This is a genomic window from Achromobacter sp. RT286_PF (assembly GCF_059760425.1).
In genome coordinates this window covers 60,535-85,926 of record NZ_JCBAMR010000016.1, presented here as the reverse complement: position 1 = coordinate 85,926, position 25,392 = coordinate 60,535, and the positions used below count along the sequence as shown (strand labels likewise).

At 65.2% G+C, this 25,392-nt stretch carries 23 protein-coding genes; 3 read left to right on the top strand and 20 right to left on the bottom strand.

What is annotated here, in order from left to right; genetic code table 11:
* Nucleotides 1-139: 139 nt before the first annotated feature.
* From AC6LJY_RS14850 to relB, 3 genes are all read right to left on the bottom strand, one after another.
* A complete protein-coding gene (locus tag AC6LJY_RS14850; RefSeq protein ID WP_498136276.1) occupies nt 140-2,155 on the bottom strand; it encodes a TonB-dependent receptor domain-containing protein in 2,016 nt (671 codons plus the stop codon).
* Nucleotides 2,156-2,315: 160 nt separating this feature from the next.
* The gene (locus AC6LJY_RS14845) at nt 2,316-2,531 is read right to left on the bottom strand and encodes a type II toxin-antitoxin system RelE/ParE family toxin (protein ID WP_219991309.1); all 216 of its coding nucleotides are present in this window, start codon (nt 2,529-2,531) and stop codon (nt 2,316-2,318) included.
* Nucleotides 2,518-2,817, bottom strand: coding sequence for a type II toxin-antitoxin system RelB family antitoxin (relB, locus tag AC6LJY_RS14840; protein WP_498136260.1), 300 nt, complete (start codon nt 2,815-2,817; stop codon nt 2,518-2,520). The genes AC6LJY_RS14845 and relB overlap by 14 nt, the downstream gene beginning before the upstream one ends.
* Before the next feature lie 222 nt (nt 2,818-3,039).
* Between relB and AC6LJY_RS14835 the strand changes: the two genes are divergently transcribed.
* Nucleotides 3,040-3,519 carry a VOC family protein gene (locus AC6LJY_RS14835; protein ID WP_046803222.1) on the top strand — a complete coding sequence of 160 codons (480 nt, stop codon included), beginning with the start codon at nt 3,040-3,042 and terminating at the stop codon, nt 3,517-3,519.
* Nucleotides 3,520-3,582: 63 nt separating this feature from the next.
* Here the strand turns inward: AC6LJY_RS14835 and AC6LJY_RS14830 are convergent, their stop codons facing one another.
* The 9 genes from AC6LJY_RS14830 to AC6LJY_RS14790 all read right to left on the bottom strand — a co-directional run bounded on the left by AC6LJY_RS14830 (nt 3,583) and on the right by AC6LJY_RS14790 (nt 14,333).
* On the bottom strand, nt 3,583-4,632 hold the full coding sequence (locus tag AC6LJY_RS14830; protein WP_046803221.1) for an ABC transporter substrate-binding protein: 1,050 nt from the start codon (nt 4,630-4,632) through the stop codon (nt 3,583-3,585).
* Between the two features lie 90 nt (nt 4,633-4,722).
* The gene (locus AC6LJY_RS14825; protein ID WP_498136259.1) at nt 4,723-5,706 is read right to left on the bottom strand and encodes a CobW family GTP-binding protein; all 984 of its coding nucleotides are present in this window, start codon (nt 5,704-5,706) and stop codon (nt 4,723-4,725) included.
* 1 nt (nt 5,707) lies between these two features.
* Entirely contained in the window at nt 5,708-7,366 is a 1,659-nt protein-coding gene (locus AC6LJY_RS14820; protein ID WP_498136258.1) for an amidohydrolase family protein, read from the bottom strand.
* A 5-nt stretch (nt 7,367-7,371) separates the two neighbouring features.
* Nucleotides 7,372-8,619: a metal-dependent hydrolase family protein gene (locus tag AC6LJY_RS14815; RefSeq protein WP_046803218.1), complete on the bottom strand. Its 1,248-nt coding sequence runs from the start codon at nt 8,617-8,619 to the stop codon at nt 7,372-7,374.
* A gap of 25 nt (nt 8,620-8,644) precedes the next feature.
* Nucleotides 8,645-9,526, bottom strand: coding sequence for an ABC transporter permease (locus AC6LJY_RS14810; RefSeq protein WP_104142744.1), 882 nt, complete (start codon nt 9,524-9,526; stop codon nt 8,645-8,647).
* 8 nt (nt 9,527-9,534) lie between these two features.
* Nucleotides 9,535-10,581 carry an ABC transporter ATP-binding protein gene (locus tag AC6LJY_RS14805; protein ID WP_046803216.1) on the bottom strand — a complete coding sequence of 349 codons (1,047 nt, stop codon included), beginning with the start codon at nt 10,579-10,581 and terminating at the stop codon, nt 9,535-9,537.
* 3 nt (nt 10,582-10,584) lie between these two features.
* Entirely contained in the window at nt 10,585-11,448 is an 864-nt protein-coding gene (locus AC6LJY_RS14800; protein ID WP_046803215.1) for an ABC transporter permease, read from the bottom strand.
* Nucleotides 11,449-11,799: 351 nt separating this feature from the next.
* Complete coding sequence (locus tag AC6LJY_RS14795; protein ID WP_498136257.1) at nt 11,800-12,897, bottom strand: M14 family metallopeptidase; 1,098 nt, start codon at nt 12,895-12,897, stop codon at nt 11,800-11,802.
* The gene (locus AC6LJY_RS14790) at nt 12,894-14,333 is read right to left on the bottom strand and encodes an MFS transporter (protein WP_498136256.1); all 1,440 of its coding nucleotides are present in this window, start codon (nt 14,331-14,333) and stop codon (nt 12,894-12,896) included. The genes AC6LJY_RS14795 and AC6LJY_RS14790 overlap by 4 nt, the downstream gene beginning before the upstream one ends.
* Before the next feature lie 253 nt (nt 14,334-14,586).
* Between AC6LJY_RS14790 and AC6LJY_RS14785 the strand changes: the two genes are divergently transcribed.
* Complete coding sequence (locus AC6LJY_RS14785; protein ID WP_120157156.1) at nt 14,587-15,492, top strand: LysR substrate-binding domain-containing protein; 906 nt, start codon at nt 14,587-14,589, stop codon at nt 15,490-15,492.
* A gap of 171 nt (nt 15,493-15,663) precedes the next feature.
* Nucleotides 15,664-16,371 carry a FadR/GntR family transcriptional regulator gene (locus AC6LJY_RS14780; RefSeq protein ID WP_046803211.1) on the top strand — a complete coding sequence of 236 codons (708 nt, stop codon included), beginning with the start codon at nt 15,664-15,666 and terminating at the stop codon, nt 16,369-16,371.
* Here AC6LJY_RS14780 and AC6LJY_RS14775 read toward each other — a convergent pair.
* The 8 genes from AC6LJY_RS14775 to AC6LJY_RS14740 all read right to left on the bottom strand — a co-directional run bounded on the left by AC6LJY_RS14775 (nt 16,352) and on the right by AC6LJY_RS14740 (nt 25,388).
* Entirely contained in the window at nt 16,352-17,701 is a 1,350-nt protein-coding gene (locus AC6LJY_RS14775; protein WP_498136275.1) for an amino acid permease, read from the bottom strand. The two genes, AC6LJY_RS14780 and AC6LJY_RS14775, sit on opposite strands and share 20 nt — an antisense overlap.
* Before the next feature lie 95 nt (nt 17,702-17,796).
* Complete coding sequence (gene otnK, locus AC6LJY_RS14770) at nt 17,797-19,056, bottom strand: 3-oxo-tetronate kinase (protein ID WP_314355362.1); 1,260 nt, start codon at nt 19,054-19,056, stop codon at nt 17,797-17,799.
* Nucleotides 19,053-19,979 carry an L-threonate dehydrogenase gene (ltnD, locus tag AC6LJY_RS14765; RefSeq protein WP_498136274.1) on the bottom strand — a complete coding sequence of 309 codons (927 nt, stop codon included), beginning with the start codon at nt 19,977-19,979 and terminating at the stop codon, nt 19,053-19,055. The genes otnK and ltnD overlap by 4 nt, the downstream gene beginning before the upstream one ends.
* Before the next feature lie 22 nt (nt 19,980-20,001).
* Nucleotides 20,002-20,976, bottom strand: coding sequence for a D-erythronate dehydrogenase (gene denD, locus AC6LJY_RS14760; protein ID WP_498136255.1), 975 nt, complete (start codon nt 20,974-20,976; stop codon nt 20,002-20,004).
* A gap of 84 nt (nt 20,977-21,060) precedes the next feature.
* Nucleotides 21,061-21,846 (bottom strand): 2-oxo-tetronate isomerase, encoded by a 786-nt coding sequence (gene otnI, locus AC6LJY_RS14755; RefSeq protein WP_314355360.1) that lies wholly within the window; start codon nt 21,844-21,846, stop codon nt 21,061-21,063.
* A 46-nt stretch (nt 21,847-21,892) separates the two neighbouring features.
* Complete coding sequence (locus tag AC6LJY_RS14750) at nt 21,893-23,230, bottom strand: MFS transporter (protein WP_498136254.1); 1,338 nt, start codon at nt 23,228-23,230, stop codon at nt 21,893-21,895.
* Nucleotides 23,231-23,305: 75 nt separating this feature from the next.
* Nucleotides 23,306-23,944, bottom strand: a complete 639-nt coding sequence (gene otnC / locus AC6LJY_RS14745) for a 3-oxo-tetronate 4-phosphate decarboxylase (protein ID WP_498136253.1) — start codon at nt 23,942-23,944, stop codon at nt 23,306-23,308.
* Nucleotides 23,945-24,158: 214 nt separating this feature from the next.
* The gene (locus tag AC6LJY_RS14740; RefSeq protein ID WP_498136252.1) at nt 24,159-25,388 is read right to left on the bottom strand and encodes an MFS transporter; all 1,230 of its coding nucleotides are present in this window, start codon (nt 25,386-25,388) and stop codon (nt 24,159-24,161) included.
* Nucleotides 25,389-25,392 lie beyond the last annotated feature (4 nt).

Genomic DNA, 25,392 nt, shown 5'->3' with positions numbered 1-25,392 from the left:
CAGCGGGGATTCCGGACGAGAATTCCGGACGGGAATTCCGGCAACTTAGCACACCGCCGGCCGGTTTCGTGCAATCGATTGGCACGCGGGAACCACGCGAACTGATGCGCGCGATTCCCGCTTGGTGTGCCGCACTGCATCAATACGTCATGCGCACGCCCAGCATCACACTGCGACCCGGCAGCGGCGCCACCGAGGAAATGAACGACGCGTGGTTGTAGGCCAGCTTGTTCAAGAGGTTGGTGCCGCGCACATAGACTTCGTAGCCCGTGTCGCCATAGCGGCCGCGATAGGCCACTACGGCGTTGACCATGTTGTAGCCCGGCGTGCTGTCTTCGTACGACGCGATGTCCTTCTGCGAGAACACGCGCGCGTATTCCACGCCGCCCGACCACTGTTGCCACTTCACATTCCCGCGCACGCCGGCGCGTGCCGCCGGAATGCGCGGCAGGTTGCCGTCGCCGCCCGTCAGCTTGCCGCGCACGTAGTCGCCGAACACGGCGGCCGAGAACACAGGCGTGAACTGGTGCCGCAGCTCGCCTTCCACGCCGGTGAATTCCGCGTCGCGTTGCGTGTACTCGATCAAGCGAAAGTCTTCGTAGCGGTCCAGCGTGTTGGCATAGATATAGTTCTTCACGCGGTTGTGGAACACGCTGGCGGAAAACGTGGTGTCGCCGGCATGCTTGCGCAACGTCAGGTCGATGTTGTGCGACGTTTCGCGCCCCAGGTCCGCGTTGCCCAGCTCATACGTATTAGTGGCAAGGTGCACGCCATCGGCGTACAGCTCTTGCGCGTTGGGCAAGCGTTGCGAACGGGACAACGACAGCGCGACGGAATACTGCGGCGCAAAGTCCCAGATGGCCGCTGCCGACAGGGACGTGCCGGACAGGCTGCTGCGCGGCGCGCCGCCTTCGGGCGAAATGCGTTGCCAGTCCTGCCGCGCGCCCACTTCGAAGCGCCAGTCGTTCAGCTGGTATTCCTCAAGCACGAACAAACCGTTTGATCGCGTGCGGCTGCGCGGCAGGAAGGCTTCTTCGCCCTCTGCGCTGAAGTCGCTATACGCGTTCTGCATGCCGATCACGCCACGCCAGCCGGCGATGGGCTTGTGCTGCAATTCCACGCGCAGGTCATAGCCCTTGTTCTTGAAACGCGTGCCGACTTCGCCGCCTTCGATCTCGTCGTGCTGATAGTCCGTCAAGCCACCGCGCACACGGATTTTCTCGAAGCCGGCGAAGGGGTCCTGGTATTCGGCGCGCAGGTCCAGGCGGTTGCTGCGCAGCTTCACGTACGGCACGCCGCCATGTTCGTGATCATGATCGTGGTCGTGGCCTTCTTCTTCGTGGTCGTGATCGTCGTGGCCGCCACAATGCAAATGCGTGCCGTGGGGGTGGCAGCCTTCGTATTCATGGTTGTGGCCGGGCAAGCCGTACTTGCTTTCCAGATGCGTGAACGCCAGGCCGACGTAGCCGTGCGGCGTAATCCACGACATGCCGACGGAGCCTTGCGCGGATTCGCTGTACGAGCCTTCAAGCTTGCCGCCCGGCCAGTCGGGCACGTCGTAGTCGCTGGTGCGGCGCTTCATCCCTTCGACGCGCACGGCAAACTGGCCCTCGCCCGCGGTGATGCCGACGGCGCCCGCACGTTCCTTCGTGCCGGTTGCGCCGCGCAGTTCCGCTTCGGCCTCGACGCCCTTTTCCGGCACGGCGGTCGGCACTTTTTTGTCCACCACGTTGACCACGCCGCCAATCGCACCACCGCCGTACAGCAAGGTGGCCGGCCCGCGCAGCACTTCAATGCGCTCGGCCAGCAGCGGTTCCACGGTAACGGCGTGATCCGGCGAGATGCTGGACGCGTCCATCACTTCTGACCCATCGGACAGCACCTTCACGCGCGGCGCGGTCTGGCCGCGAATCACCGGGCGGCTGGCGCCGCCGCCAAATGTGTCGCTGTTCACGCCGGGCAGGTTCTTCAGCGTTTCGCCCAGCGTACCGGTGCGCTGCTCAATCAACGCGTCGCCTTCCAGCACGGACGCCGGCAGCGTGGTGCTGTTCAGGTCCAGACCCAGTGGATTGGCCGACACGGTAATGGGCGCCAACGTCTTGGCGCGGTTGACGTCCGCATCGCTCTCGGCCTGCGCCACCGGCGCGATCAGCATCAACGAACACACCAACGGTTTCAGGCTTCCCCGACGCGGCCCGCGCGCCTTTGCTGCCACCCGGCCTGCCTTCTTGAACCCCAGCTTCTTGCCTTTCATCTACGTTCTCTCGGATGTTATATCATTACAAACAGCGGACGAATGATATAACATTTCAGAATCAATGCGATGAAGTTTTGGGGGGCTTGACCACCATCTCCCTGGTTCCCGCGACCCGCCCCACGCGATAAAGCCGTGGACGCCGGCGCAACTTGGCCACCTTCTGCTCAATCTCATCAAGCAAGCGAAGCGCAGCCGCCGGGCTGTCGTCCGATAGGTATTCAACAATCGCCAGCAGGTCTTCGCGAGCCGTCTGGCGCCATTCAAGAACCGGCACGATGCTTCTTTTTGCTGAGCAAGGCACGCGCCTCGGCCATCACCTCCTGGTGGGAAACCGCTGGACGCGTATCGACGAGCGCCTCCTGGACCTTTGCGCGAAACCACGCATCGTAGCTCTTGGCATCAACCGCCAGCCCGGCAGGCAAACCGCCCTCTTTTGCCACCCTGGTCAGCAGGATGCGCACCGCATCCGAGATCGTCAACCCGACATTGGCGAGTTTTTTCGCCGCATCGGCCTTGAGCTCTTCGTCTACACGAACATGCAACATGGACGTCGGTGCCATGGGAGTCTACGGTAATGAAGCGGCCGTTATGTATCTCAATTGAGATACGCACAAATCCGGTCTGAATCGCCCCGTGAATCTGACAGTTGAAACGGGATTTAGCGACCGCCAATCCTGCCCTGCGACCGAGTATTCTCGACATCACGAGACCCTGCACGCGATGCGCGCCGGTTGTTCGGACGCCAGGCGTCAACGGGTTCTCATCCCACCAGGAGACTCCCGATGATTCCCAAGAACACCATTTGCCTTTGGTTCGACGGCACCGCGCTGGAGGCGGCGCGGTTCTATGCGCAGACGTTTCCCGATAGTTCGGTGGACGCGGTGCATCATGCGCCGTCCGACTACCCGTCAGGCAAGGAAGGCGAAGTGCTGACCGTGCAGTTCACCGTGATGGGCATCCCGTGCCTGGGCCTGAATGGCGGGCCGGCGTTTCAGCACAACGAGTCGTTTTCGTTTCAGGTGGCGACCGACGACCAGGAAGAAACCGACCGCTATTGGAATGCCATCGTCGGCAACGGCGGGCGGGAAAGCGAGTGCGGCTGGTGCAAGGACAAGTGGGGCTTGTCCTGGCAGATCACGCCGCGTGTGTTGACCGAGGCCTACACGGGCGCGGACCGCGCCGCCGCCAAGCGCGTGTTCGAAGCGATGATGACGATGGGCAAGATCGACGTCGCCCGGATCGAGGCGGCGCGGCGGGGATGATTGCGGCAAGCGCGGCGACGGGCGGGCCGGGCGCCCGGCCCCGCCGTCAGATCATCCGCCCCATCAACCCGCCTTGAATTCCTTGTTCCAGAATTCCAGGATGTCGGCCTTGCGTTCGGTCAGGCCCTTCAAATCGTACGCGTGCAGCAGCTTGACTTCGGCATCGGTGAAGCCGACGCGCTTCAGGTTCTCGGGCAGTGTCGCGTTGGTCACCGTGGGCGCGTAGCCCATTTTTTCGGCGAAACCGATCTGGCCTTGCGGGTCCAGCATGGCGTTCAGGTATTCCCACGCCGCGTCCTTGTTGCGGCTGTTCTTGGCCACGCCCGCTTCGAACGACACCGGCACCGAGCCTTCCTTCGGGATCACGAAACCCAGCGGCAGGCCGCTGTCCTTCCACTGCAATGCGCGCGCCTTCCACATGCAGGCGATGGCGATTTCGCCGGACTTGAATGCGGACGCCACCGCCTCGTTGGACGGATAGATGCGCGGCGCATTGGGCTTGAGCTTGGCCAGGAAGCGCTTGCCGCCATCAAACGTCTTGGTGTCCCCGCCCGCGCCCAGGCCGACGAAGACCGAGTTGTACAGGTACAGAATGTCCGAGAAACCCACCTGCCCTTTCCACTTCGGGTCCAGCAGCACTTGCAGCGAGTCCGGCGGCGTCGGGAATTTCTCGGTGTTGTACACCAGCGTCATCGCGCTGAAGATGTGCGGAATCGAATACGGCGTTTTCAGCGCGGCAATCGCGTGCGCCAGGTTTGGCAGCTTCTTGACGTCGATGGGCTCCAGCGTGCCGGAACGTTCGGCGTCATACATATCGACTTCGCCCAGCAGGGCCACGTCCATGCTGCCGCGCCGCGAATTCTTTTCCGCGCGCAACTTGGTCACGCGGCCCACGGCGTTGCCCGTGTCGTACACCACCTTCACGCCTTGCTTGTCGACGATGGGGTTGATGATCTGCTGAAGCAGGTTTTGGTAGTCGCCGCCCCACGTGCCTACGACCAGGTCTTTTTCGGCGGCGTGCGCCATGCCGGGCACCCAGCCCAACGCGGGGGCCAGGGCCAGGCCCGAGGCGGTCTTGATGAAGCCACGGCGAGTCAGGTTTTTCTCTTGCATAACAACCTCGTATCGAAGGGGAACTGACGACTTGCTACGGTGGCGCGCAAGCGGCTGTGCCCGCCCGCGCGCCTTGGGTTTTCAAACCGGTCAAACCAGCATCTGGACCGGCGCATCGGGTGCCAGCGCCTGGATTTCGGCCGCGTCGATGTCGCGCGCGATGACGATGATGGCATCGCGTGCATCGGGCTGACGCGTCAGCCGTTGCGGCGCACTGAAGGTCGTGCCTACCGACTGGATCAGGATGGGCTCGGCGCATTCCGTCACGCGCACTACGGCCTTGAGCCGCAAGAGCCGTTCGCCGCACAAGCCGGCCAGGTTATCCAGCCATTCGGAAAAATCGGTCCAGCTCATGCCGTCCCGCGCACGCGCTGCCATCACGCGGATGCGCGGGTGCGCGGCATTGGCGCCGGCGCCGCCCGCGATCAGCATGCGCGCGGCCAGCCCGGCCAAGTCGGCGACGCCTTGCGACAGCGCAAAGGCGGCTTGCACGGCGCTCCGGCGGTCGGGGTCGGCAATGATATCGGCCAGCGGGTTCAGCGCGGCGGCGCGCGCGGCGCGGCCGGCAAGCTCGGATGCCGGCAGCAGATCGGTCTTGGTCAGCACGATGCGGTGCGCAGCGCCAAACTGCGCCATGGCCTCATCCATCTCGGCCAACGCATCAGGGTCGCGCGCGCAATCGTCGGTGCACACCACCGTCAGCCGCAAACCCCGGCTGGCCAGTTCCGGGTCAGCCAGCGACGCGATGATCGGGCCGGGCCGCGACAGCCCGCTGCATTCCAGGATCACGCGTTGCAACGGGCCTTCGCCCTCGGGGCGCGGCGCGTCCAGCAACGCCGACAAGGTATAGACCAGGTCGCTGCGCAACGAGCAACACACGCAGCCATTGGCCATCAGCGTCATCGGCACGTTGTCGCTGTCGTTTGCAACGATGGCGCCGTCCACGCCGATTTCACCTGCCTCGTTGACGATGACGCCGGTGTCGCGGGACGCCGGATCGCGCAGGTAATCCACCAGCAGCGTGGTCTTGCCGCTGCCCAGGAAACCGCACGACAGGAACAGGTCCACGGCCATGTCAGCCTGCCTCGTCCGCGCTTTCGCAAGGCGAACCCGACGGCGCGCCGCCAAACGGCGGGCGTTCGCCATCCACGTCTTCCGCCCAGCTGTCCTTGACCATCTTGCGCACGTCGGCCAGCAGTTCGGCGGTGTCGTACACCACGCCGGATTTGATGGTGGTGCGCAGGCAGCGCTGCCATTCGACCTTGGCCGTGTCGTCGTTCAGGCGCATGGCGCCGGTGCCGAACAGCAGCTTGAAATCGGTCAGCGGATTTTGATCATGGATCAGCAGGTCGGCGCGCTTTTGCACATCGATCGACCCGGTGTCGTCGTCGATGCCCAGCAACGCGGCGCTTTGCGAGGTGGCGGCGCGCAGCACTTCAATGGGATGAAAGCCGGCTTCCTGAAGCAGTTCCAGTTCGCGCACGAAGCCAAAGCCGTAGATCTGGAAGATGAAGCCGGAATCGCTGCCCGCGCACACCCGACCGCCCAGGTTCTTGTATTCGTTGATGAACTGCATCCACAGCCGGTAGTTCTGTTTCCACTCGATTTCGTTGGTGGTGCTCCAGCGATACCAGTAGGCGCCATGCCCGCCGCGCTGCGGCTGGAAGTACTTCCACACTGCCTTCCAGGTGTAGTCGTCGTGCCAGTCCGCGCGGCGCGCGCGCATCAGGTCGCGGTTGGCGTCGTAGATATTGAAGGTCGGCACGAAGGTGTGGCCAAGCTCCAGGAACTGGTCCATCACCTGGCGCCATTTGGCCGAGCCCGGCTGCGCGGCCTGCATGAAGGTCTGGCCGGCGACGGCAAAGCGGTAGTACTCGTCGCTGTAGTTGTAGTCCGTGGGAAACGACTGCACGACGCGGTCTTCGAACAGCGCTTCGGGCAGGCCGTAATAGTGTTCGGAGCTGGTCAGTCCCCAGCGCGCGGACTTCAATGCGTTCACACGGGTCACGGCCATCTGCGCGTGGTGGCAGCCCGAGCGCAGGCCTAGTTGCGCGGCTTCGTCCAGCGCGGCTTCCATGATGGCGGGCGGCGCGCCAAAGAACTTGATGCCGTCCGCACCGCGCGCGGCCAGCTTGCGCACCCATTCGCGGCCCTGCTCGGGCGTGTGGATGGTTTTGACGCGGTCGTTCACGGCGGGAAACACGCTGTGCACCACCATGCGCGGCGCGGCGATCTTGTTGGCGGCGGACAGTTCGCGCTGCTCCATCGTCCAGCCCAGCCCGCCCATCGCGCCCATTTCGCGCACCGTGGTCACGCCATGCGCCAGCCACAGCTTGTAGATGTAGTCGGCGGGCGGAACGATGCCGCTCATGGCGTGATACGGCGTGCCGATGTGCGCGTGCGCGTCCACAAAGCCAGGCGTGACGAACTTGCCGTGGCAGTCGATTTCGTGGTCGCCCGGCCCCGGGCGGCGCTTGGGGTCGATGGCCTTGTGCGGCGTGCCCACGTTGACCAGCGCAGTGATGCGGTCGTTTTCGATCACGATGTCGACCGGCCCCCAGGGCGGCGCGCCGGTGCCGTCGATGATGGTTGCGCCGCGCAGGATCAGCCGGGGAAACGGCCCCAGGCCACGGTCGCGCGACACCGGCGCGGAAGGCGGATGCCAGCCCTTGGCCGCATTGACGTCGCGGGATTCTTCGCCGACTTCCGATTGCGAAAACGTGGGATCGCTCATGGCGCTTACACCCCCAGTCCGTTATGTTCGATTTCGCCGCCCTTCATGATGAGCGCGATGTGCTCGCCCTGCCCCAACAGGCAGGACAAGTCCCGATACGGGTTGCCGTCCACCAGCAGCACATCGGCCAGCGCGCCCGGCTGGATGCGGCCAAGCTGGCCCACCTGGTTCAACACTTCGGCTGCCGTGGTGGTGGCGCACTGAATCACTTCCTGGGTGGAAAGCACTTCGTTGCGGATACGGAATTCGTCGCTTTGCAGGCGTTGCGAGGGGCCCAGCAGATCCGAGCCATAGCCGATTTTCACGCCCGCCTTCTTGTAGATTTCCAGCGAGTGCAGGCCGGCGGTGCGCACGGTGGCAATCTTGGCAACCGAGTCCGCCGGCAGGCCATAGTCGGCGCCTTCGTTGGCCAGCGCTTCGTAGGTCACCAGCGTGGGCACCACGAAGGCGCCCTTCTCGGCCATGAAGCGCGCCACGCGCTCATCCACCAGGTTGCCGTGCTCGATGGTGCGCACGCCGTTGCGTACGGCGCGTTCGATCGCGTCGGCGGTGTAGGAATGCGCCATCACATACGTCTGGCGGCTGGCGGCTTCGTCGACGATGACGCGGATTTCTTCTTCCGAATAACCGAAGGACGCAATGGGATCGGTGGGCGATGCGACGCCGCCCGAGGCCATCATCTTGATCTGGTCCGCGCCCATCTGAAGTTCCTGGCGCACGGCCTTGCGCACGTCGTCGATGCCGTCGGCCACACGGCCGATGTCGCCCGCGCGAAAGCAGCAGCCGCAAAAGCTCATGGGGCGCAGGTGGTCGGAACGCGGACGCGGGTCGCCGTGGCCGCCCGTCTGGCTGATGGCGCGGCCCGAGATGAACAGGCGCGGCCCCTTGACCGTGCCTTCGTTGACGGCGCACTTCAGGCCCCAGCCCGCGCCGCCCGCATCGCGCACCGTGGTGAAGCCGCGGCGCAGCATCGCCGCCATGATGGGCACCGCGCGCATCATCACCAGCGCATCGGGCAGCACGCCCTGCGTGCTCAGGTTCAACTGCGTGGCCAGCACGTGCACGTGCAGGTCGATCAGGCCGGGCATCAGCGTGCGGCCAGCCGCGTCGATCACCTGCGCCGAGGCGCTGGTGATGGGCTTGTCCGACACTTCCTTGATGACGCCGTCCTCGACCAGCACATGGTGGCCTTCCAGCAATTCGGCCTGCAAGGGATCAAGCAGGTTCGCGTTCTTGAACAATACGGATGCCATGAAATTTCCTTGTTGTGATTCGGGCTCAAGACGCCATGGTCTTGATGTAGCGCCGATGGATCAGCCAGTTCGATATCAGTGCGATGACCAGCGTGCCGCAGACCAGGATGACGGCCAGCGCGGCGCCAAACGGCCAGTTCGATGCGCGGGTGATCTGGTCGTACAGCGCGGGCGCCATCATCGTCAGGCCCGAGCCGCCCAGCAGCACCGGCGTGGCGTAGGCGTTCATGCAAAGAATAAAGACCAGCATCGTGCCCGCCGCCACGCCCGGCGCGGCAATCGGCAACACGATGCGGCGAAACGTCGTGAAGAAGTTGGCGCCGACATTGCGCGCCGCCTCTTCCACGGACAGGTCCATGCCTTCAAGCACACTTTGCAATGTCAGGATCAGGTACGGCATGACCACGGCCGTGGTGCCGATGACCACCGCCGTGGGCGTGTACATCAGCGTGATGGGCTTGTCGATCACGCCCAGGCCCTGCAACACCGCATTGACCACGCCGGCGTTGCCCAGCGCCACCATCCAGCCGGCCGCGCGCACCACGTTGCCCACCATCAGCGGGAACACCAGCAGAATCACAAACAGGCTTTTGTACCGGCTTTGCGTGCGCGCCAGAAAATACGCCACGGGAAAGCCCAGCACCAGGGCCAGCACCGTGCACAGCGCCGCCACCCACAAGGTGGTGAAGAAGATGTCGCGGTAGTAAGGGTCGCCAAAGAACTTGGCGTAGTTTTCGAAGGTGAAGGCGGTTTGCATCAGCTCCGCCGGATCGAAATGGTTGAAGCTGTAGCGGGCCAGTTGCAGGATGGGCACCAGGATGATCACCAGCACCACCAGCGATGCGGGAAAGGCCAGCCCGGGCCCCAGCCAGCGGCTGGGCCGGCCGTCTACGGTTGCGGTCGTCATGGCGGCTCCTATTGCGTGAAGGCCACGCAGTCTTCCGGCTCGAAGCACGCGTACACGCGCGAGCCGGTTGCCGGTTGCGCGCGGCCCGCGCCGCCATTGACGATCTGGCTGATCATGCGGTTGCCGCCTTCCAGCTGCACGCGCACTTCCAGCACCGACCCCAGGTACAGCGAAGATTCCACCACGCCCGCCAGCGCGTTGCCGCCCAGGGGCTGCTCGGCCAGGCGCACCCGCTCGGGCCGCACGCCCACATGCGTGGCGCCCGCGCCATCCGGCGTGGCGATGCGCTGGCCCGCATCGGTATGGAACTGGTTGTCGGCCTGGCCGCGCCCCGTGAACACGTTCATCTTGCCCAGGAAGTCGGCCACGAATAGATTCGCCGGACGCTCGTACAGCGTGGCGGGCGCGCCCACCTGCTGCACGATGCCGTCATGCATGATGGCCATGCGGTCGGCAATGGCCAGCGCCTCTTCCTGGTCGTGCGTGACGAATACCGTGGTCAGGCCCAAGCGCTGCTGCAACGATCGGATTTCCTCGCGCACTTCCAGCCGCAGCTTGGCATCCAGGTTGGACAGCGGCTCGTCCAGCAGAAACACCTTGGGTTCGATAGCCAGCGCGCGGGCAATCGCCACGCGCTGCTGCTGTCCGCCCGACAATTGACGCGGATAGCGGTCGCGCAATTCCGTCATGCGCACCATGTCCAGCACGCGGCGGATCTTGGCGTCGCGGTCGGCCTTGGGCACCTTGTGCATCTCCAGCCCGAAGGCCACATTTTCGGCCACCGTCATGTGGGGAAACAGCGCGTAGCGCTGGAACACCATGCCGGTATCGCGCTTGTGCACAGGCAAACGGGTGACGTCGGTATCGCCGATGCGGATGCGTCCGGCCGTCGGCGTAATGAAGCCGGCAATCATGCGCAGCGTGGTGGTCTTGCCGCAGCCACTGGGCCCCAGGAACGTGACGAGTTCGCCTTCGGCGATCTCCAGGGAAAAGTCGGACACCGCCACCGCCGCGCCGAACTGCTTGCGGATATTCTCGATTGAGACCTTCGCCATTTCTTACACCACCTGACTGAGTTTCACATAGCGGTCGGTCACAAGCATGATGATGCCCAACAGCAGGATTTGCACCGAAGCCACCGAAGCGATGGTCGGGTCCAGATTGAATTCCAGGTACTGCATGATGGCGATCGGCAACGTGGTGCGCCCCGGGCCCACCAGCGATAGCGACAGCTCCAGGTTTTCAAACGACACCACGAAGCTGAACAGCGCCGCCGCCACGATGGACGGGCGCAGCATGGGCAGGGTCACGCGCATGAAGGCCTTGGGCGCGCTGGCGCCCAGGTTGCGCGCCGCTTCCTCGATGGAGCCATCCAGCCCCGCCATGCCGGCCGTGACCAGGCGCACCGTCCACGGAATCGTCAGGCAGACGTGCGCGATGACCAGGCCGCCGAAGGTGCCGATGATGTCCTGGTCCAGCATTTCCTCGGCGCGCAGATAGAACAGGTAGATGCCCACGCCCGCCACGATGCCGGGGATCAGCAGCGGCGACAGCAGCAAGGTGTTGATGCCCTTGCTGCCCTGGAAGCGGTAGCGCGCAATGCCGACCGCGGCCAGCACGCCCATCACCACGCCGATGGCGGCGGCCACCAGCGACACTTGCAGGCTGAACAGGAAGCCGTTGGCGAACGCGGGATTTTCCCAGGCCTTGACGTACCAGGACAGCGTGTAGCCGGACGGGGGGAAGTAGAGAATGGCGTCCTTGAAAAAGCTCAGCCAGACCACCAGCACGATGGGGCAGAGCATGAACGCATACATCAGTACGACGAAAACTCGGTGCAGCCACGTTGCCCAGGGGATCACGCGTATGGGCTTGACCCGGGCGGCCGTGACGGCCGAGTTCAAAGGAGGCGCGCTATGCAAATCCTGTTTCCTTGTCAGCGAGGTGCCGGCTCGGTTTAAAACTCCTCCGCATGGAACTCTTCGGTTCTCTCGGTTAACCGAAGCATATCGATGGGTTGCTGCGCCGTTCAACTAGGGATTACCCAACATTGCGCGCCCGACGCCGCATCGACGCGGGTAATTCCCGACGCGCGCGGCGTAAGCAGGTGCAACCCGTCTCGGTATGAAAACAGGGGCAGGTGCAACCCGGGGTTTCAATTGGAATGACGGCGCGGAGGCCTCGGCACCGTCCGTCATGCGCCGGTGCATCGGCGCACCGGCGCACCGGCGCATCGGCGCACCGGCGCATCGGCGCACCGGCGTGTCAGCGCGTCAGCGCGCCGCCTCCAGCCCGCACAGCGCTTGCAGCACCGCCACGCGGCTTTGCCCCAGCACCATGCCGTGCCAGTCATAGGCGTGGCAATAGAACGCGTCCTGCGTGGCTTGCAGGATGTCGCGGCGCAGCGCGGCCGGGGCATCCGGGTTGGCGCGCAGCCAGTTGCGGCCGCGCAGCGCCAGCACGATGTCGTCAAAGGGCACCGTCCCGTATTCCAGCGCCATGAGCGTGGGCGATGACTGCGGGCAGGCCTGATAGATCAAGCTGGCCAGATGACCCGTGATGTCCACGGAAGCCGATGTCCCCTGAAACGGCACGGCAATGTCCAGGCCCCACCACTGCCGCGCCCGCGCCACTTCGGCGTCATCGCGGCGGCCGGCGTAGATTTTTTCGCCATGGCCGCGCGGCCCCAGGCCGGTATGCACATCGATCCAACCAATATGTGCATAGGGGCTGGCATGCGTTTGCAGGATGCGGCGCAGGTTGGATAGCGAGGCCGCGGGCGCAGCGCCACCGTAGAACAAGCCGTCCGCGTGCGTGTACTGACCACGCGACACGGCTTGCGCAAAGGCGGCCTGCCCATGTTCGGCGACGTAACGCGCCAGGTCGCGCTGGTTGTCGTCGGACGGCGGCCATTGCGTGGGCAGCAGCAGCGGATGCAGCGCGCCGTAGCCGGCGTTGACCGGCAGCGGCGTGCCGTCAAAGGGTTGCGCATTGCGATTCAAGTCGACGTTGCCTTCGTCGGTACGCGCCATCCACGAATACCCGTACGGGTTTACCGCGTGCACCAGCAGCAAGGCTACGTCCGCTTGGCGCGCGCGCTTGAGCATCGGCGCGTCGTCCATCAGCGAGAACTGGCAGCCCGCCCCGCAAAAGCCTTCGACGCCATGCGTGGCGGACGTCATGATCAACAGGCGCTTGGCGTCGGGCGCGCCGATCAGCGCAACGTCGGTGGCCAAGGCTTCGCCCTCGCTTCCCACCGCCTCGATCGGGTAGGACGCGACGGACGCGCCCAGGCGCTCGGCATCCGCCACAAAGCGCTCGCGCGATTCGGCGTAGCTGCGGGGAAAGTAGCTTGTACTGCTGGGCATCATGCCTCCTGAGTGTCGATTGCATGGCCGGTGCGGTCCTGAATCCAGAACAGCACCACGGTGGAAAGCGTGACGGTCACCATCAAATACCAGGCGGGCGCCATGGGGTTGCCGGTGACATGCAGCAGCCAGGTCACGAAGAACTGCGCAAAGCCGCCAAATACCGAGATGCCCAGACCATACACGACGGACATGCCGGTGGTGCGCACGGCCTTGGGAAACAGCTCGGGCAGCATCGTGATGACGGGCGCGGTCTGCAAGGCCAGCAACACGGCCAGCAGCGCAATCACCGTCATCAGCCGCGCCGTGCTGGGCGCGGACACCAGCCATTCAAAGCACGGCAGCAAGGCGCACACCGTGGCGGCGCGCGACCAGAAGATGACCTTCTTGCGCCCCACGCGATCCGCCAGCATGCCGACAAACGGCGCGATCAAAAAGCCGATGGCGCCCAGCACCACGCTGGCAAACAGCGTGGACGTGGCGGGCAGGCCCAGCTGCTTGTTGGCGTAGGCGGGCATGTAAAAGCCGATGATCTGCGCGCACACCATGCCGCCGATGACAAGCAGGATGCCCTTGACGACCTGCGCCTTGTGCTCGGTGAACACGCGGCGCAGCGGTTGGTGGGACGGCGCGGTGGAGGCCGCCGGGGTGAGGTGCGAGGCGGCCGCCCTGGCCGGGGAATGCGCGGCGGCGGTGGTGTGCGTGGCGGCGGTGGTATGCCCCGCCTGCACTGCCTGGCGGGCGTGATTCCCCTTAGACGATTCCGGCGCCTCCAGCGTTTCTTCCAGGTTGCGGCGGATGTAGGCGCCCACCGGTACGGTCAGGATGCCGATGACGAACGGCACGCGCCAGCCCCACGTCTGCATCTGTTCGGGGCTAAGCGTGGCGGTCAAGAGCGCCACCGTCAGCGCGCCCAGCATCACGCCCAGCGACTGGCTGCCGAACTGCCAGCTGGAATAAAAGCCGCGCTGGTTGGCCGGCGCGTGTTCCACCAGCAAGGTGGTGGACGCGCCCACCTCGCCACCGGCGGCAAAACCCTGGATCAGCCGCGCCAGCACCATCAGCACCGGCCCGGCCACGCCCATCTGCGCATAGGTGGGCGCGGCGGCGATCAGCGCGCAACCCAGCCCCATCAGCCACAGCGTCAGCGTCATGGCGGCGCGGCGGCCGTGGCGGTCGGCGTACGACCCGATCAGCATGCCGCCCACGGGTCGCATCAGGAAGCCCACGCCGAAGGTGGCGGTGGTCAACAGCAACTGGCCGTAGCCAGACGCAGCCGGAAAGAACAGCGGCCCGATGACCAGCATCAGAAATGTAAAAACGGTGAAGTCGAAGAACTCCAGCGCGTTGCCGATGGTGGTGCCGGCAATGACGCGCCGACGCATCGTCGATGAATGCAGATGCTGCCGGCCGGAATCGGCGGCGATGGCGATAGACATGATTTCCCCTTGATGTCCGTTGCCGGGGCGATGGTCCCGCTTCACGCGGCGCGCGTCACGCATTGACCGCGCCGTGTTGGCCTGATGGCCGCCGGGCTTCATGTCCCGGTCGCTTTGCCTGCCCCGTCCGCGTGAATATACGGATGGCGGACGATAAGGAAAAGACAGTATTTTTGTTCCAGTGAGAGCTTTTTGTTATAGCCGCGCCCATCCCGGCCCCGTCATCACTCCTTGCCCCCTCCATCCCCACGCCATGAATCTTCGCCAATTGCGCGCCTTTGTCCTGATCGCCGAGCACGGCAGCATCCGCGCGGCGGCGCGCGCCCTGTTCGTGACGCAGCCCGCCGCCACCCGCAGCCTGCGCGAGCTTGAACAAAGCGTGGGCGCCGAACTGGTGCGCCGCAGCGCGCGCGGCGTTGAACTGACCCCGTACGGCGACGCGCTGTACAAGCGCGCCGTGGTGATCCTGCAAGAAGCGCGGCGCGCCCAGGAAGAGATCGGGCAGATGCGCGACGGCGAAGGCGGCAGCCTGAACCTGGCCATCAGTTCGGCCGCGCTGACGGTGCTGCCCGCCGCGCTGGCCGCCTTCCGGGCGCGCATGCCACGCGTATCGGTGGCGTTCAATGAAGTGGCGCCGCCCTTCAGCCACGAACAACTGGAATCGGGCCGCTACGACTTTCTGGTGCAAACGGAATACGACGGCGACATCGACGACGGCTTTGCCCGCACGACACTGTTCACGCTGCCGCTGGCGGTGGGCGCGCGAGCCGGGCATCCGCTGCGCCACGCCCGCACCTTGGCCGATCTGCACGAGGCCCTGTGGCTGCTGCCCGGCAACATCCAGGCGCCGGCCAACCTGCTGCGGCTGGCTTTCGCAACGCAACAACTGCCTGCGCCGCGCGATGTGATTCCGTGCCAGTCCATCGCGGTGGCCCTGGCCATCATCGCGGACAGCGACGCGCTGGGCATCTTCGTGCGCAATCTGTTCGACCACCGGCTGCTGCCGCGCGACGTGCGCATGGTGCCGCTGTTGCACGAACTGCCAGCCGCGCGGGTGTCGATCCTGACGCGCGCCGACTCGCCGCCCACGCCCGCCGCGCGCTGCTTCATCGACTGCCTGCACGAGGCCCACGCCCAGCACCGCCCACCCCGCCGATAGCGTCGGTAGCGCCGGTCTACCGGTTATGATTGCCGCCGGGCCTCGCCACGCGCTGCTGTCAACGTCAACATCAACGTCAGCGTCAGCGTCAACACGCGACAGACGTCCAGCATCGCCATCCGCGACCGGCGTCGTTGCCCCGCACCCGCCTTACTCCTGCCCTTGATACCCATGGTGTTCCCCCGCCTTCCTTCCCAGCCCACGCTGACCGACACGGTCACCAAGCGCCTGCTCGCCGAAATCGACGAAGGCCGCGTGCCGCCGGGCGAAAAACTGCCTACCGAAGCGGCGCTGGCCGAGCAGTTCGGCGTCAGTCGCACCGTCATCCGCGAAGCGGTGTCGCGCCTGCGGCAGGACGGTATTGTTGAAGCGCGGCAAGGCAGCGGCGTCTTCGTTACCGGCCTGACGGGTAATCGGGCGCTGCGGATCGATGCGACGGAACTCACCTCACTGGACGCGGTGCTGCACATCGTGGACCTGCGGCGCGCGCTGGAAACCGAAATCGCGGCGCAGGCCGCAGCCATGCGCAAGAAGCGCGACATGGCGGATATCGACAACGCGCTGGCCGCCATTTCGCAGGCGGTGGCGGACGGCGGCGACGGCGTCAAGGAAGACGTGGCTTTTCATCGCAGCATCGCGCGCGCCACGGGCAACCCGTATTTTCTGACCACGCTGGCCTTTGTCAGCCAGTTTCTGGAAGCCGCCACGCGCGTCACGCGCGGCAACGAAGCACGCCACGCCGACCTGATGCGCGACGTGCTGCAAGAGCACGTCGCCATCGTCGAGGCCATCCGCCGGCAAGACGTGGAAGGCGCGCGCGAAGCCGCGCGCATCCACATGGTCAACGCGGCCAAGCGCCTTAGCCGGGCGCACCGCTGACCTGCAAGCGGCGCCCGCCGGTGCCGATGCCAAAGCGCTGCGCCACCAGCCCCATCGCAACAATCACGCCCGCCAGCAACGACGTATAGGCCACTTCGTTGCGGTATGTGCCTTCGACCACCATGGTGATCAGTGCGGCGATGATGCACACGATGACGGCATAGGTCAGCCACGGAAACAGCCACATCTTGAACGTCAGTTCCACGCCTTGCGCCTGCAAGCGATAGCGCATGCGCAGCTGCGACAGCGCAATCGCCAGGTACACGAACAGCGCGATGGTGCCGGTGGCCTGCATCAGCACGTCGTACAGATCCATCTTGGACGTCGCCATCATCCAGATCGCCAAGAAGGCGAACACGCTGGACACCAGTACGCCGACATAAGGCGTGCCGGTGCGCCGGCCAGTCACCTGCATGATGCGGTGCGCATCACCGCGACGCGACAGCGAATACAGCATGCGAGACGCGGTATACAAGGCCGAATTAAAGCAGCTGCACACCGAGGTCAACACGATGAAATTGACGATGGCCTGCGCATGCGGCACGCCCAGCCGGCTCAGCGCCACGTTGTAGCTGCCGTGCGTGGGCTGCGACAGCAGCGGGTCGTTGTACGGCACCAGGCACACGATGATGAAGATGGAGCCGACATAGAACAGGCTGATCCGCCACACCACCGAGCGCGTGGTCTTGATGATCTCGCGCGCGGGGTCGGCGGATTCGGCGGCGGCCACCGTCACGATTTCCGCGCCGATAAACGCGAACATCACGCCCAGCATGGCCACCACCACCGACTTGATGCCATTGGGCATGAAGCCCTGCGCCGTCAGTTGCGACACGCCGCGCGCCTCGCCCCAGGGCCACAGGTGCACCACCGCCAGGCTGCCGATCACCAGGAACGCCACGATGGCAATCACCTTGATCAGCGCAAACCAGAACTCGAATTCACCGTAGTTCCGCACGTTCATGAAGTTGACGATGATGAGCGACACCGTGATGAAAAGCGCGTAGCCCCAATCCGGCACCTGCGGAAACCAGCCGTGCAGGATCTGCCCGGCGACATAGGCCTCCCAGCCCATCAGGAACGCCCAGAAATACCAATACAACCAGCCGATGGTGAACCCCGCCCAGCGCCCGATGGCGCGGTCGGCGTAGGTCGAAAACGAACCCGTGTCCGGCTGCGCCACGGCCATTTCCCCCAGCATGCGCATCGCCAGGATGACCAGGATGCCGCCGCCCAGGTACGCCAGGATCACGGCGGGGCCGGCCAGCGCGATCTGCTTGCCCGAGCCGACGAACAGCGCCGCCCCGATGACCCCGGCGATGGACATCATCGTCAGGTGCCGTGATTTCAAGCCGCCTTTCAGCGCGTTGTTCTGTTTGCTGGCCACTGCCTGCCCTCCTGCTTGTGTGTATGGCTGAATCGGCGTCAGCGAAACGCCTTGATGAAGAAGTCGCGCGATCCGAAGTTGCCTGACTTCAGCGCGATGCTGACGTCTTCATTCGCCACGGGCGAATGACCGGCGCACCACGGCACGCCCGGGTCGATCTGCGCGCCGATGGTGATCTGCGCAAGCCCCAGCGCCTGGACCACGGCGCCCGAGGTTTCACCGCCCGCGACGATCAGTTGGCGCACGCCGCGCTCCACCAGGCCAACCGCGATGCGCGCAATGGCCGCCTCGATCATCTCGCCCGCGCGCGCCACGCCCAGCGCGCCTTGCGCGGCTTTCACCGCATCCGGTTGCGCGGTGGAATACACAAGCACCGGGCCGTCCTGCATGCGCGGCGCGGCCCATGCCAGCACCTGCTCCACCACGTCTTCGCCCGATGCCAGCTTCATTGGGTCCAACGCCATCGCGGGCCGCCCGCTTTCAATGAACGCGGCTACCTGCGCATTGGTGGCGGTAGAGCAGCTGCCCGCCACCACGGCTTGCAAGCCGGGCGCGCGCACGTCAACGGCCACGGTGCTGGGCGCCAGGCCCCAGTTGCCGGGCAGGCCGATGGCCACGCCAGAGCCCGCCGTCACCAGCGGCATGTCGCGCAGCGCGGGCCCCAGGGTCAGCAGGTCGTCGTTGGACACGGCATCCACGATGGCGATCTCAACGCCCTCTTGCTGCAAGGCCTGGATGCGCGCGCGGATGGCATCCGCGCCCGCCGCCACCACGCTGTAATCGATCAGCCCGACCTTGCGCGAGGTTTGCGCCTGCAACACGCGCGCGAGGTTGGGGTCGGTCATCGGCGTCAGCGGATGATGCTGCATGCCCGATTCGTTCAGCAGCACGTCGCCCGCGAACAGATAGCCCTTGAAGACGGTGCGCTTGTTGTCGGGAAAGGCGGGCGTGGCGATGGTGAACGGCGTGCCCAGCTGCGTCATCAGCGCGTCCGTGACGGGACCGATGTTGCCCTGCGGCGTGCTGTCGAACGTAGAGCAGTACTTGAAATAGATCTGCTGGGCGCCCTGCTGCTGCAACCAGTGCAGCGCGGCCAGCGATTGCGCCACGGCCTCATCGGCCGGCAGCGTGCGGGTTTTCAACGCCACGACCACGGCATCCGCGTCCGCGCGTAAAGGCTCACCCGGCACGCCGATGGTCTGCACGGTGCGCATGCCGGCGCGCACCAGGTTGTTGGCCAGGTCGGTGGCGCCCGTGAAGTCGTCGGCGATGCAGCCAAGCTTGATGTTGATACTCATGTTGCCTCCGGCAAGGTGATGCCCGGAAAAATCTTGATGACGGCGCTGTCGTCCTCGCGGCCATGCCCGGCGGTGGACGCCTGCATGAACATCTGATGCGCGGTGGAAGCCAGCGGCAGCGGAAACTTGCTGTGCCGCGCGGTGTCCAGCACCAGGCCCAGGTCCTTCACGAAGATGTCCACGGCCGACAAAGGCGTGTAGTCGCCGGCCAGTACATGCGGCATGCGGTTCTCGAACATCCAGCTGTTGCCCGCGCTATGCGTGATGACCTCGTACAGCGCATCGGCGTCCACGCCTTCGCGCAGACCCAGCGCCATCGCTTCGGCCGCCGCCGCGATGTGCACGCCGGCCAGCAACTGGTTGATGATCTTGACCTTGCTGCCCGCGCCCGCGCGGTCGCCCAGCCGATAGACTTTGCCGGCCATGGATTCCAGCACCGCGCCGCAGGCGTCGTAGGCGGCGTTGGCGCCTGCCGTCATCATCGTCATCTGGCCGGCGGCGGCCTTGGCGGCGCCACCGGAAATCGGCGCGTCCAGGTACAGGACGCCCTGCTCGGCCAGGCGTGCTTCCAGCGCGATGGACCAGTTGGGGTCCACGGTGGAACACATCACGAACACGGCGCCGGGCCGCAAGGCGGTGGCGATGCCGACATCGCCATACAGCACCGATTCGGTTTGCGCGGCGTTGACCACCACGCTGATGATGATGTCGCAGGCGGCTGCCATGTCGGCCAACGTGGCGCAGGCCACGCCGCCATCAGCGGCAAAGGCTGCGGCCGCTTCGGAACGGATGTCGTACACGTGCACGTCGTGGCCGGCGCGGCGCAGGCTTTGGGCGATGCCCGCGCCCATGGCGCCCAGGCCGATGACGCCGACGCGGCGGGGAGTGGATTGCGGAAGGCTCATGGCGGGTTCGTCCGGAATGTCGTAAGAATGGCGCCGCGTATCAACGCGGCAAGTCGTCGGCCACGTAGGCGCGGACGATGTCGGCAAAGCTGTTGTCGCCCTTCAAGCCCAGGCGGCTGGCGCGTGTAATGTCCCAGCGGCCGGGCCAGCTGCCCACGATGCGTTCAACGCGTTCGTCCGGCCGCCACGTGATGCGGTCGGCGACGTCATCGCCCGCGACCTCGCGCAGCGCTTGTTCCATGTCGGCCACCGTGACGGACACGCCCGGCAGGTTGATGGGCGCGCGGTCGGCCACGGCGTCCGCCGAAAGCTCGCACCCGGCGATCAGGGCCTGGATGGCGGCACGCGGCGACAACAGCCACAGACGTGTGTCGGCGCCCACGGGGCAGACGGCGGTTTCGCCGTTAAGTGGTTCGCGGATGATGCCGCTGGCAAAGGACGATGCCGCGGCGTTGGGGCGGCCCGGGCGCACGCTGATGGTGGGCAGGCGCAGCACGCGCCCGTCAACAAAACCGCGCCGCGTGTAGTCGGCCAGCAGCAGTTCGGCAATGGCCTTTTGCGTGCCGTAGGACGACTGCGGGTTCAACGCGGTGTCGTCGCGCACGGTGTCGGGCAAGTCGCCGCCGTACACGGCTACCGAGCTGGTGAAGATGACGCGCGGCTGGTGACCCAGCGCGCGGCACACTTCCAGCAAGGCGCGCGAGGCGTCCAGGTTGATGCGCATTCCCAAGTCGAAATCGGCCTCGGCCTGCCCGCTGACGATGGCCGCCAGATGGAAGACGGCGCGCGTGTCGGTGTCGATGGCCTGGCGCAGCACGGCCGGGTCGGCAATGTCGCCCACTTGCGAGTGCACGCGCGGGTCAGTGAACGCATCGGTCTTGACGACGTCCAGCAGGTCGATGCGGGTAATGGCTTGCGGGCCGTTGGCGTCCAGCGTCAGCGTGCCCTGCTCCAGCAATTTGCGAGCCAGCCGCTGGCCCAGGAATCCGGCGCCGCCGGTGATCAGGATTTTCATGATGCGATCTCGGTGGTTTGCAATTCGGTGATGTGCAATTCGGTGCTAAGCAACGTGATGTTGATCAACGCAGCCTTGTACGCCTCAGCGCCGGGCAAGATAGGGTTGCGCCCAGCCCAGGCCCGCGCGCGTGCCCGCTTTGGGCCGGTATTCGCAGCCGATCCAGCCCGTATAGCCCAGCGCGTCGATGCGGTCGAACAGGTAGGGATAGTTCAGTTCGCCCACGTCGGGCTCGTGGCGGTCAGGCACGCCGGCAATCTGGATGTGGCCGATGCCGGCCATGTCGCGCTCCAGCTTCTTGGCGATGTCGCCTTCGACGATCTGGCAGTGATAGCAATCGAATTGCACTTTCAGGTTGTCGGCGCCGACTTCCTTGCAGATGGCTTGGGCGTCGTCTTGCCGGTTCAGGAAGAAGCCAGGGATGTCGCGCGTGTTGATGGGTTCGATCACGACCGTGATGCCGGCCGTTGCCGCAATGCGCGCGGCGTGGGCCAGGTTCTTCACGTACACCTCGCGATGCGCCGCGCGGTCCTGCTCCGGCCGAATCAGCCCGGCCATGACGTGCAGGCTGCGGTTGCCCAGTTGCGCCGCATATTCCAGCGCCTGGTCCAGACCGCGCAGGAATTCATCTTCGCGCCCCGGCAAGGACGCAATGCCGCGCTCGCCCGCTGCCCAGTCGCCCGGCGGCGCGTTGAACAGGGCCTGCGTCAAGCCGTTATCGCGCAACCGCGCCTGGATATCGGCGGCGGCGTAGTCGTAGGGAAACAGAAACTCCACCCCTTGAAAACCATCGCTTGCGGCGGCCGCAAAGCGATCCAGGAACGGATGCTCGGTGTACATCATGGTCAGGTTGGCGGCCAGGCGCGGCATGGCGAGTCCTTTGTTCAATAACGTTTATCTACGCGGCAATAACGCCTTAGCGATTGACCAGCTTGGCGGGCGTGAACCACACCGCGATGGCCCCGATGACCAGCACGGCGGCCAGCACGTACATGCCGGACGCCGTGGAGTTCGTCAGGTCTTTCAGGTAGCCGATCATGTAGGGGCTGGCGAATCCGGCCAGGTTGCCCACGGAGTTGACGATGGCAATGCCCGCCGCCGCCGCGGTACCCGACAGGAAGGCAGTGGGCAACGACCAGAACAACGGCGCGCAGGTCAGCACGCCCGCGGCGGCCAGCGACAGGCAGATCAGCGACACCACGGTGTTGTCGGCAAAGGATGCGGCGGCGGTAAAGCCGATGGCGCCCGCCAGCGCCGGCACGATCAAGTGCCAGCGGCGTTCGCGACGCTTGTCCGCCGAATGGCCCAGCAGGTTCATCACGATGATGGCGCAGATAAACGGAATGGCCGACAGCAGGCCGATGTTCAGTGCTCCGGTCACGCCGGTGGACTTGATCAGCGTGGGCATCCAGAACGTCAGGCCGTATTGCCCCGCGACGAAGGCGAAATAGATCAGGCACATCCACCACACGCGCTTGTCGCCGAACACCGCGCGCAACGAGTGCTTTTGCGTGCCGGTCTGCTTCTGGTCCTGTTCGATCTCGCGCGTCAGCAGCTGCTTTTCGTCGGACGTCAGCCACTTGGCGCTGGCGATGCCGTTGTCCAGGTACATGATGGTGACCACGCCGATCAGCAGCGCGGGAATGGCTTCAATCAGGAACATCCACTGCCAGCCCTGCAAGCCGTGCGTGCCGTGAAAGGCTTCCATGATCCAGCCCGACAGCGGGTTGCCGAAGATGCCGGCCACGGGGATGGCGGACATGAACAGCGCGATGATCTTGGCGCGGCGATGCGCCGGGTACCAGTAGGTCAGGTACAGGATCACGCCGGGGTAGAAGCCCGCTTCGGCCAGGCCCAGCAGGAAGCGCAGGATGTAGAAGCCCGTGGGCGTTTCCACAAACATGAACATGCCGGACAGGATGCCCCACGTGATCATGATGCGCGCGATCCAGATGCGCGCGCCCAGGCGATGCATCAGCAGGTTGCTGGGCACTTCAAACAGGAAGTAGCCAATGAAGAACACGCCCGCGCCCAGCCCGAACACGGTTTCGCTAAAGCCCAGGTCTTGCGACATCTGCAACTTTGCAAAGCCGACGTTGACGCGGTCCAGGTAGGCAATGACATAGCACAGCATCAGGAACGGCACGAGCCGCCAGAACACCTTGGCGTAGGCGCGCGCGGTTTCGCGGGATTCAGGTTGGGATGCCGAAGCGGCAGCGGGGTTGGCGCCGGACGCCAGTTCCATCGGGGGCATGAAAAGTCTCCAGGAGAATGCGCCGCACCGGTCCGCGCCAAGGCGGCCAGGCGACTTTATTTGCGGTTGATGGGCTTAGATGCGCGCGCCGAACGCTGTGCGCAATTCTTCGATGGCGTCGGCAGACAAGGGCGTGGGACGCGGCTGGCTCATCAGCCACAGGCGCGCGGTTTCTTCCAGCTCTTCCAGCGCATACGAGGCATGCGCCACCGAGCGTTCCCACACCACCGGCCCCAGCCGTTCGAACAGCGCGCCGCGCACCTGGCCGGCCACGGCTTCGACCTCGGCCGCGGCTTGCGGGTCGCCGGGGCGGCGATACGCGATCAGCGGAACGCGGCCCACCTTCATCACTTGATAGGGCGTGATGGGCGGCAGCACTTCGTCGGTTTTCCAGACCCCGGCCAGCGTCAGCGCGACCAGGTGCGTGGAATGCGTATGGATGATGCCGCGCGATTCGGGGCTGGCGCGATAGATGCCCTGGTGCAGCACCAGCGTCTTGGACGGCTTGGCGCCCGACACCCAGTTGCCGTCCAGGTCGACCTTGGCCAGTTCGGCCGGGTCAAGCCGGCCCAGGCAGGCGTCGGTGGGCGTGATCAGCCAGCCGTCGTCCAGCCGCGCGCTGATGTTGCCGGCGGCGCCGACCGTGTAGCCGCGCTGGTAAAGGCTGGCCCCGACGACGCAGATTTCTTCGCGGATGCGGGCTTCGTCAGTCATGAAAAACCCCTGGAAAGCAGGGGCTGACAGGCGCTGGAACGCAATGGGAAGGTGATGGCCAGGACGGCATGATGACTTGTCTCATGAATATAAGTTATCGGGTCATCATACAAATTTAGGATCGTAAACCCTACCGGGTAAACCCTAGGCGAAAGAAAAAAGGCCCGGACGATGCCCGGGCCTTGTCGGCGTTTTGAGTGTTGCCGGGTAGCGCTTATTCCAGCACGCGCCCCTTGGTTTCCGGCAGCAGCAGCGCCGTCATGATCACCACCGCATAAGCGCCGGTGGCGAAGGCGCCAATGGCCCAACCCAGCCCGTGCGTCTGGCTGAGAAAACCAACCAGGCTGGGAAACAAAGCGCCGATGCCGCGCCCGAAGTTGTACGCAAACCCCTGTCCCGATGCGCGCACGCCGGACGGGAACAGTTCGGTCAGGTAGGCGCCGATACCGCTGAAAATGCCTGATGCGGCAAAGCCCAGCGGAAAGCCCAGGAACAGCATCTGGTGATCAGTCAACGGCAACTGCGTGTAGGCGTAGACGCTGATGGTGGACAGCACCGAGAAGATCAGCAGATTGGCGCGTCGGCCCAGCCGGTCGGCCAGATAGGCGCCCGCGATGTAACCGCAGAACGACCCCAGGATGATGACCATGAGGTAGCCGCCGGTATTCAGCACCGACAATTGCCGCTCGACTTTCAGGTAGGTGGGCAACCACGTCGTAATGGCGTAATAGCCGCCCTGCACGCCCGTGCACAGGATGGCGGTGATGACGGTGGTCTTGATCAGCGCCGGCGAAAAGATCGTCCAGAACGAGGCGCGCTCCTGGCCGGCTTGCACCTTGGCCTGCGCGCGCTGGAACACCTCGGGTTCCGGCACGTTCTTGCGGATGTACAGCACCAGCAGCGCAGGCAGGACGCCGATCCAGAACAGGCTGCGCCACGCCCATTCCGAGGGCAGCACCGAGAACGCAAGCGTGTACAGGATTGCTGCCGCGCCCCAGCCCACCGCCCAGCCGCTTTGCACGGTGCCCACCGCCTTGCCGCGATGTTCGGCGCGCACGATTTCGCCCATCAGCACCGAGCCCACGGCCCATTCACCGCCAAAGCCCAGACCCTGCAACGCGCGCAGCACGAACAACTGCTCGAAGTTTTGCGCAAAACCGATGGCCACCGTGCAGGCCGAGAACCACAGGATCGTGTATTGCAGCACGCGCACGCGGCCGTAGCGGTCGGCCAGGATGCCGGCCAGCCAGCCGCCGATGGCGGAGAACAGCAGCGTCACGGTGCCCAACATGCCCGCCTGGCCCTTGTCGATGCCCCACAGGGTCATCAAGGTGGCAATCACAAACGTGAACACCATGAAGTCCAGCGCGTCGATGGCCCACCCGCCGAACGCGGCGATGAAGGTGCGGCGTTCGGTCTTGTTCAGCTCTCTATACCATTGCATGGCT

Coding starts and splice junctions, on each gene's coding strand:
- AC6LJY_RS14790 (WP_498136256.1), bottom strand. CDS start 14,333: ATGTCTATCGCCATCGCCGCCGATTCCGGCCGGCAGCATCTGCATTCA.
- AC6LJY_RS14830 (WP_046803221.1), bottom strand. CDS start 4,632: ATGCAAGAGAAAAACCTGACTCGCCGTGGCTTCATCAAGACCGCCTCG.
- AC6LJY_RS14750 (WP_498136254.1), bottom strand. CDS start 23,230: ATGCCCCCGATGGAACTGGCGTCCGGCGCCAACCCCGCTGCCGCTTCG.
- denD (WP_498136255.1), bottom strand. CDS start 20,976: ATGAAAATCCTGATCACCGGCGGCGCCGGATTCCTGGGCCAGCGGCTG.
- AC6LJY_RS14825 (WP_498136259.1), bottom strand. CDS start 5,706: ATGGCCGTGGACCTGTTCCTGTCGTGCGGTTTCCTGGGCAGCGGCAAG.
- AC6LJY_RS14820 (WP_498136258.1), bottom strand. CDS start 7,366: ATGAGCGATCCCACGTTTTCGCAATCGGAAGTCGGCGAAGAATCCCGC.
- otnI (WP_314355360.1), bottom strand. CDS start 21,846: ATGCCGCGCCTGGCCGCCAACCTGACCATGATGTACACCGAGCATCCG.
- AC6LJY_RS14815 (WP_046803218.1), bottom strand. CDS start 8,619: ATGGCATCCGTATTGTTCAAGAACGCGAACCTGCTTGATCCCTTGCAG.
- relB (WP_498136260.1), bottom strand. CDS start 2,817: ATGGCACCGACGTCCATGTTGCATGTTCGTGTAGACGAAGAGCTCAAG.
- AC6LJY_RS14785 (WP_120157156.1), top strand. CDS start 14,587: ATGAATCTTCGCCAATTGCGCGCCTTTGTCCTGATCGCCGAGCACGGC.
- AC6LJY_RS14810 (WP_104142744.1), bottom strand. CDS start 9,526: ATGACGACCGCAACCGTAGACGGCCGGCCCAGCCGCTGGCTGGGGCCC.
- otnK (WP_314355362.1), bottom strand. CDS start 19,056: ATGAGTATCAACATCAAGCTTGGCTGCATCGCCGACGACTTCACGGGC.
- AC6LJY_RS14780 (WP_046803211.1), top strand. CDS start 15,664: ATGGTGTTCCCCCGCCTTCCTTCCCAGCCCACGCTGACCGACACGGTC.
- AC6LJY_RS14775 (WP_498136275.1), bottom strand. CDS start 17,701: ATGATGTCCATCGCCGGGGTCATCGGGGCGGCGCTGTTCGTCGGCTCG.
- otnC (WP_498136253.1), bottom strand. CDS start 23,944: ATGACTGACGAAGCCCGCATCCGCGAAGAAATCTGCGTCGTCGGGGCC.
- AC6LJY_RS14740 (WP_498136252.1), bottom strand. CDS start 25,388: ATGCAATGGTATAGAGAGCTGAACAAGACCGAACGCCGCACCTTCATC.
- AC6LJY_RS14805 (WP_046803216.1), bottom strand. CDS start 10,581: ATGGCGAAGGTCTCAATCGAGAATATCCGCAAGCAGTTCGGCGCGGCG.
- AC6LJY_RS14795 (WP_498136257.1), bottom strand. CDS start 12,897: ATGATGCCCAGCAGTACAAGCTACTTTCCCCGCAGCTACGCCGAATCG.
- AC6LJY_RS14850 (WP_498136276.1), bottom strand. CDS start 2,155: ATGCTGATCGCGCCGGTGGCGCAGGCCGAGAGCGATGCGGACGTCAAC.
- AC6LJY_RS14835 (WP_046803222.1), top strand. CDS start 3,040: ATGATTCCCAAGAACACCATTTGCCTTTGGTTCGACGGCACCGCGCTG.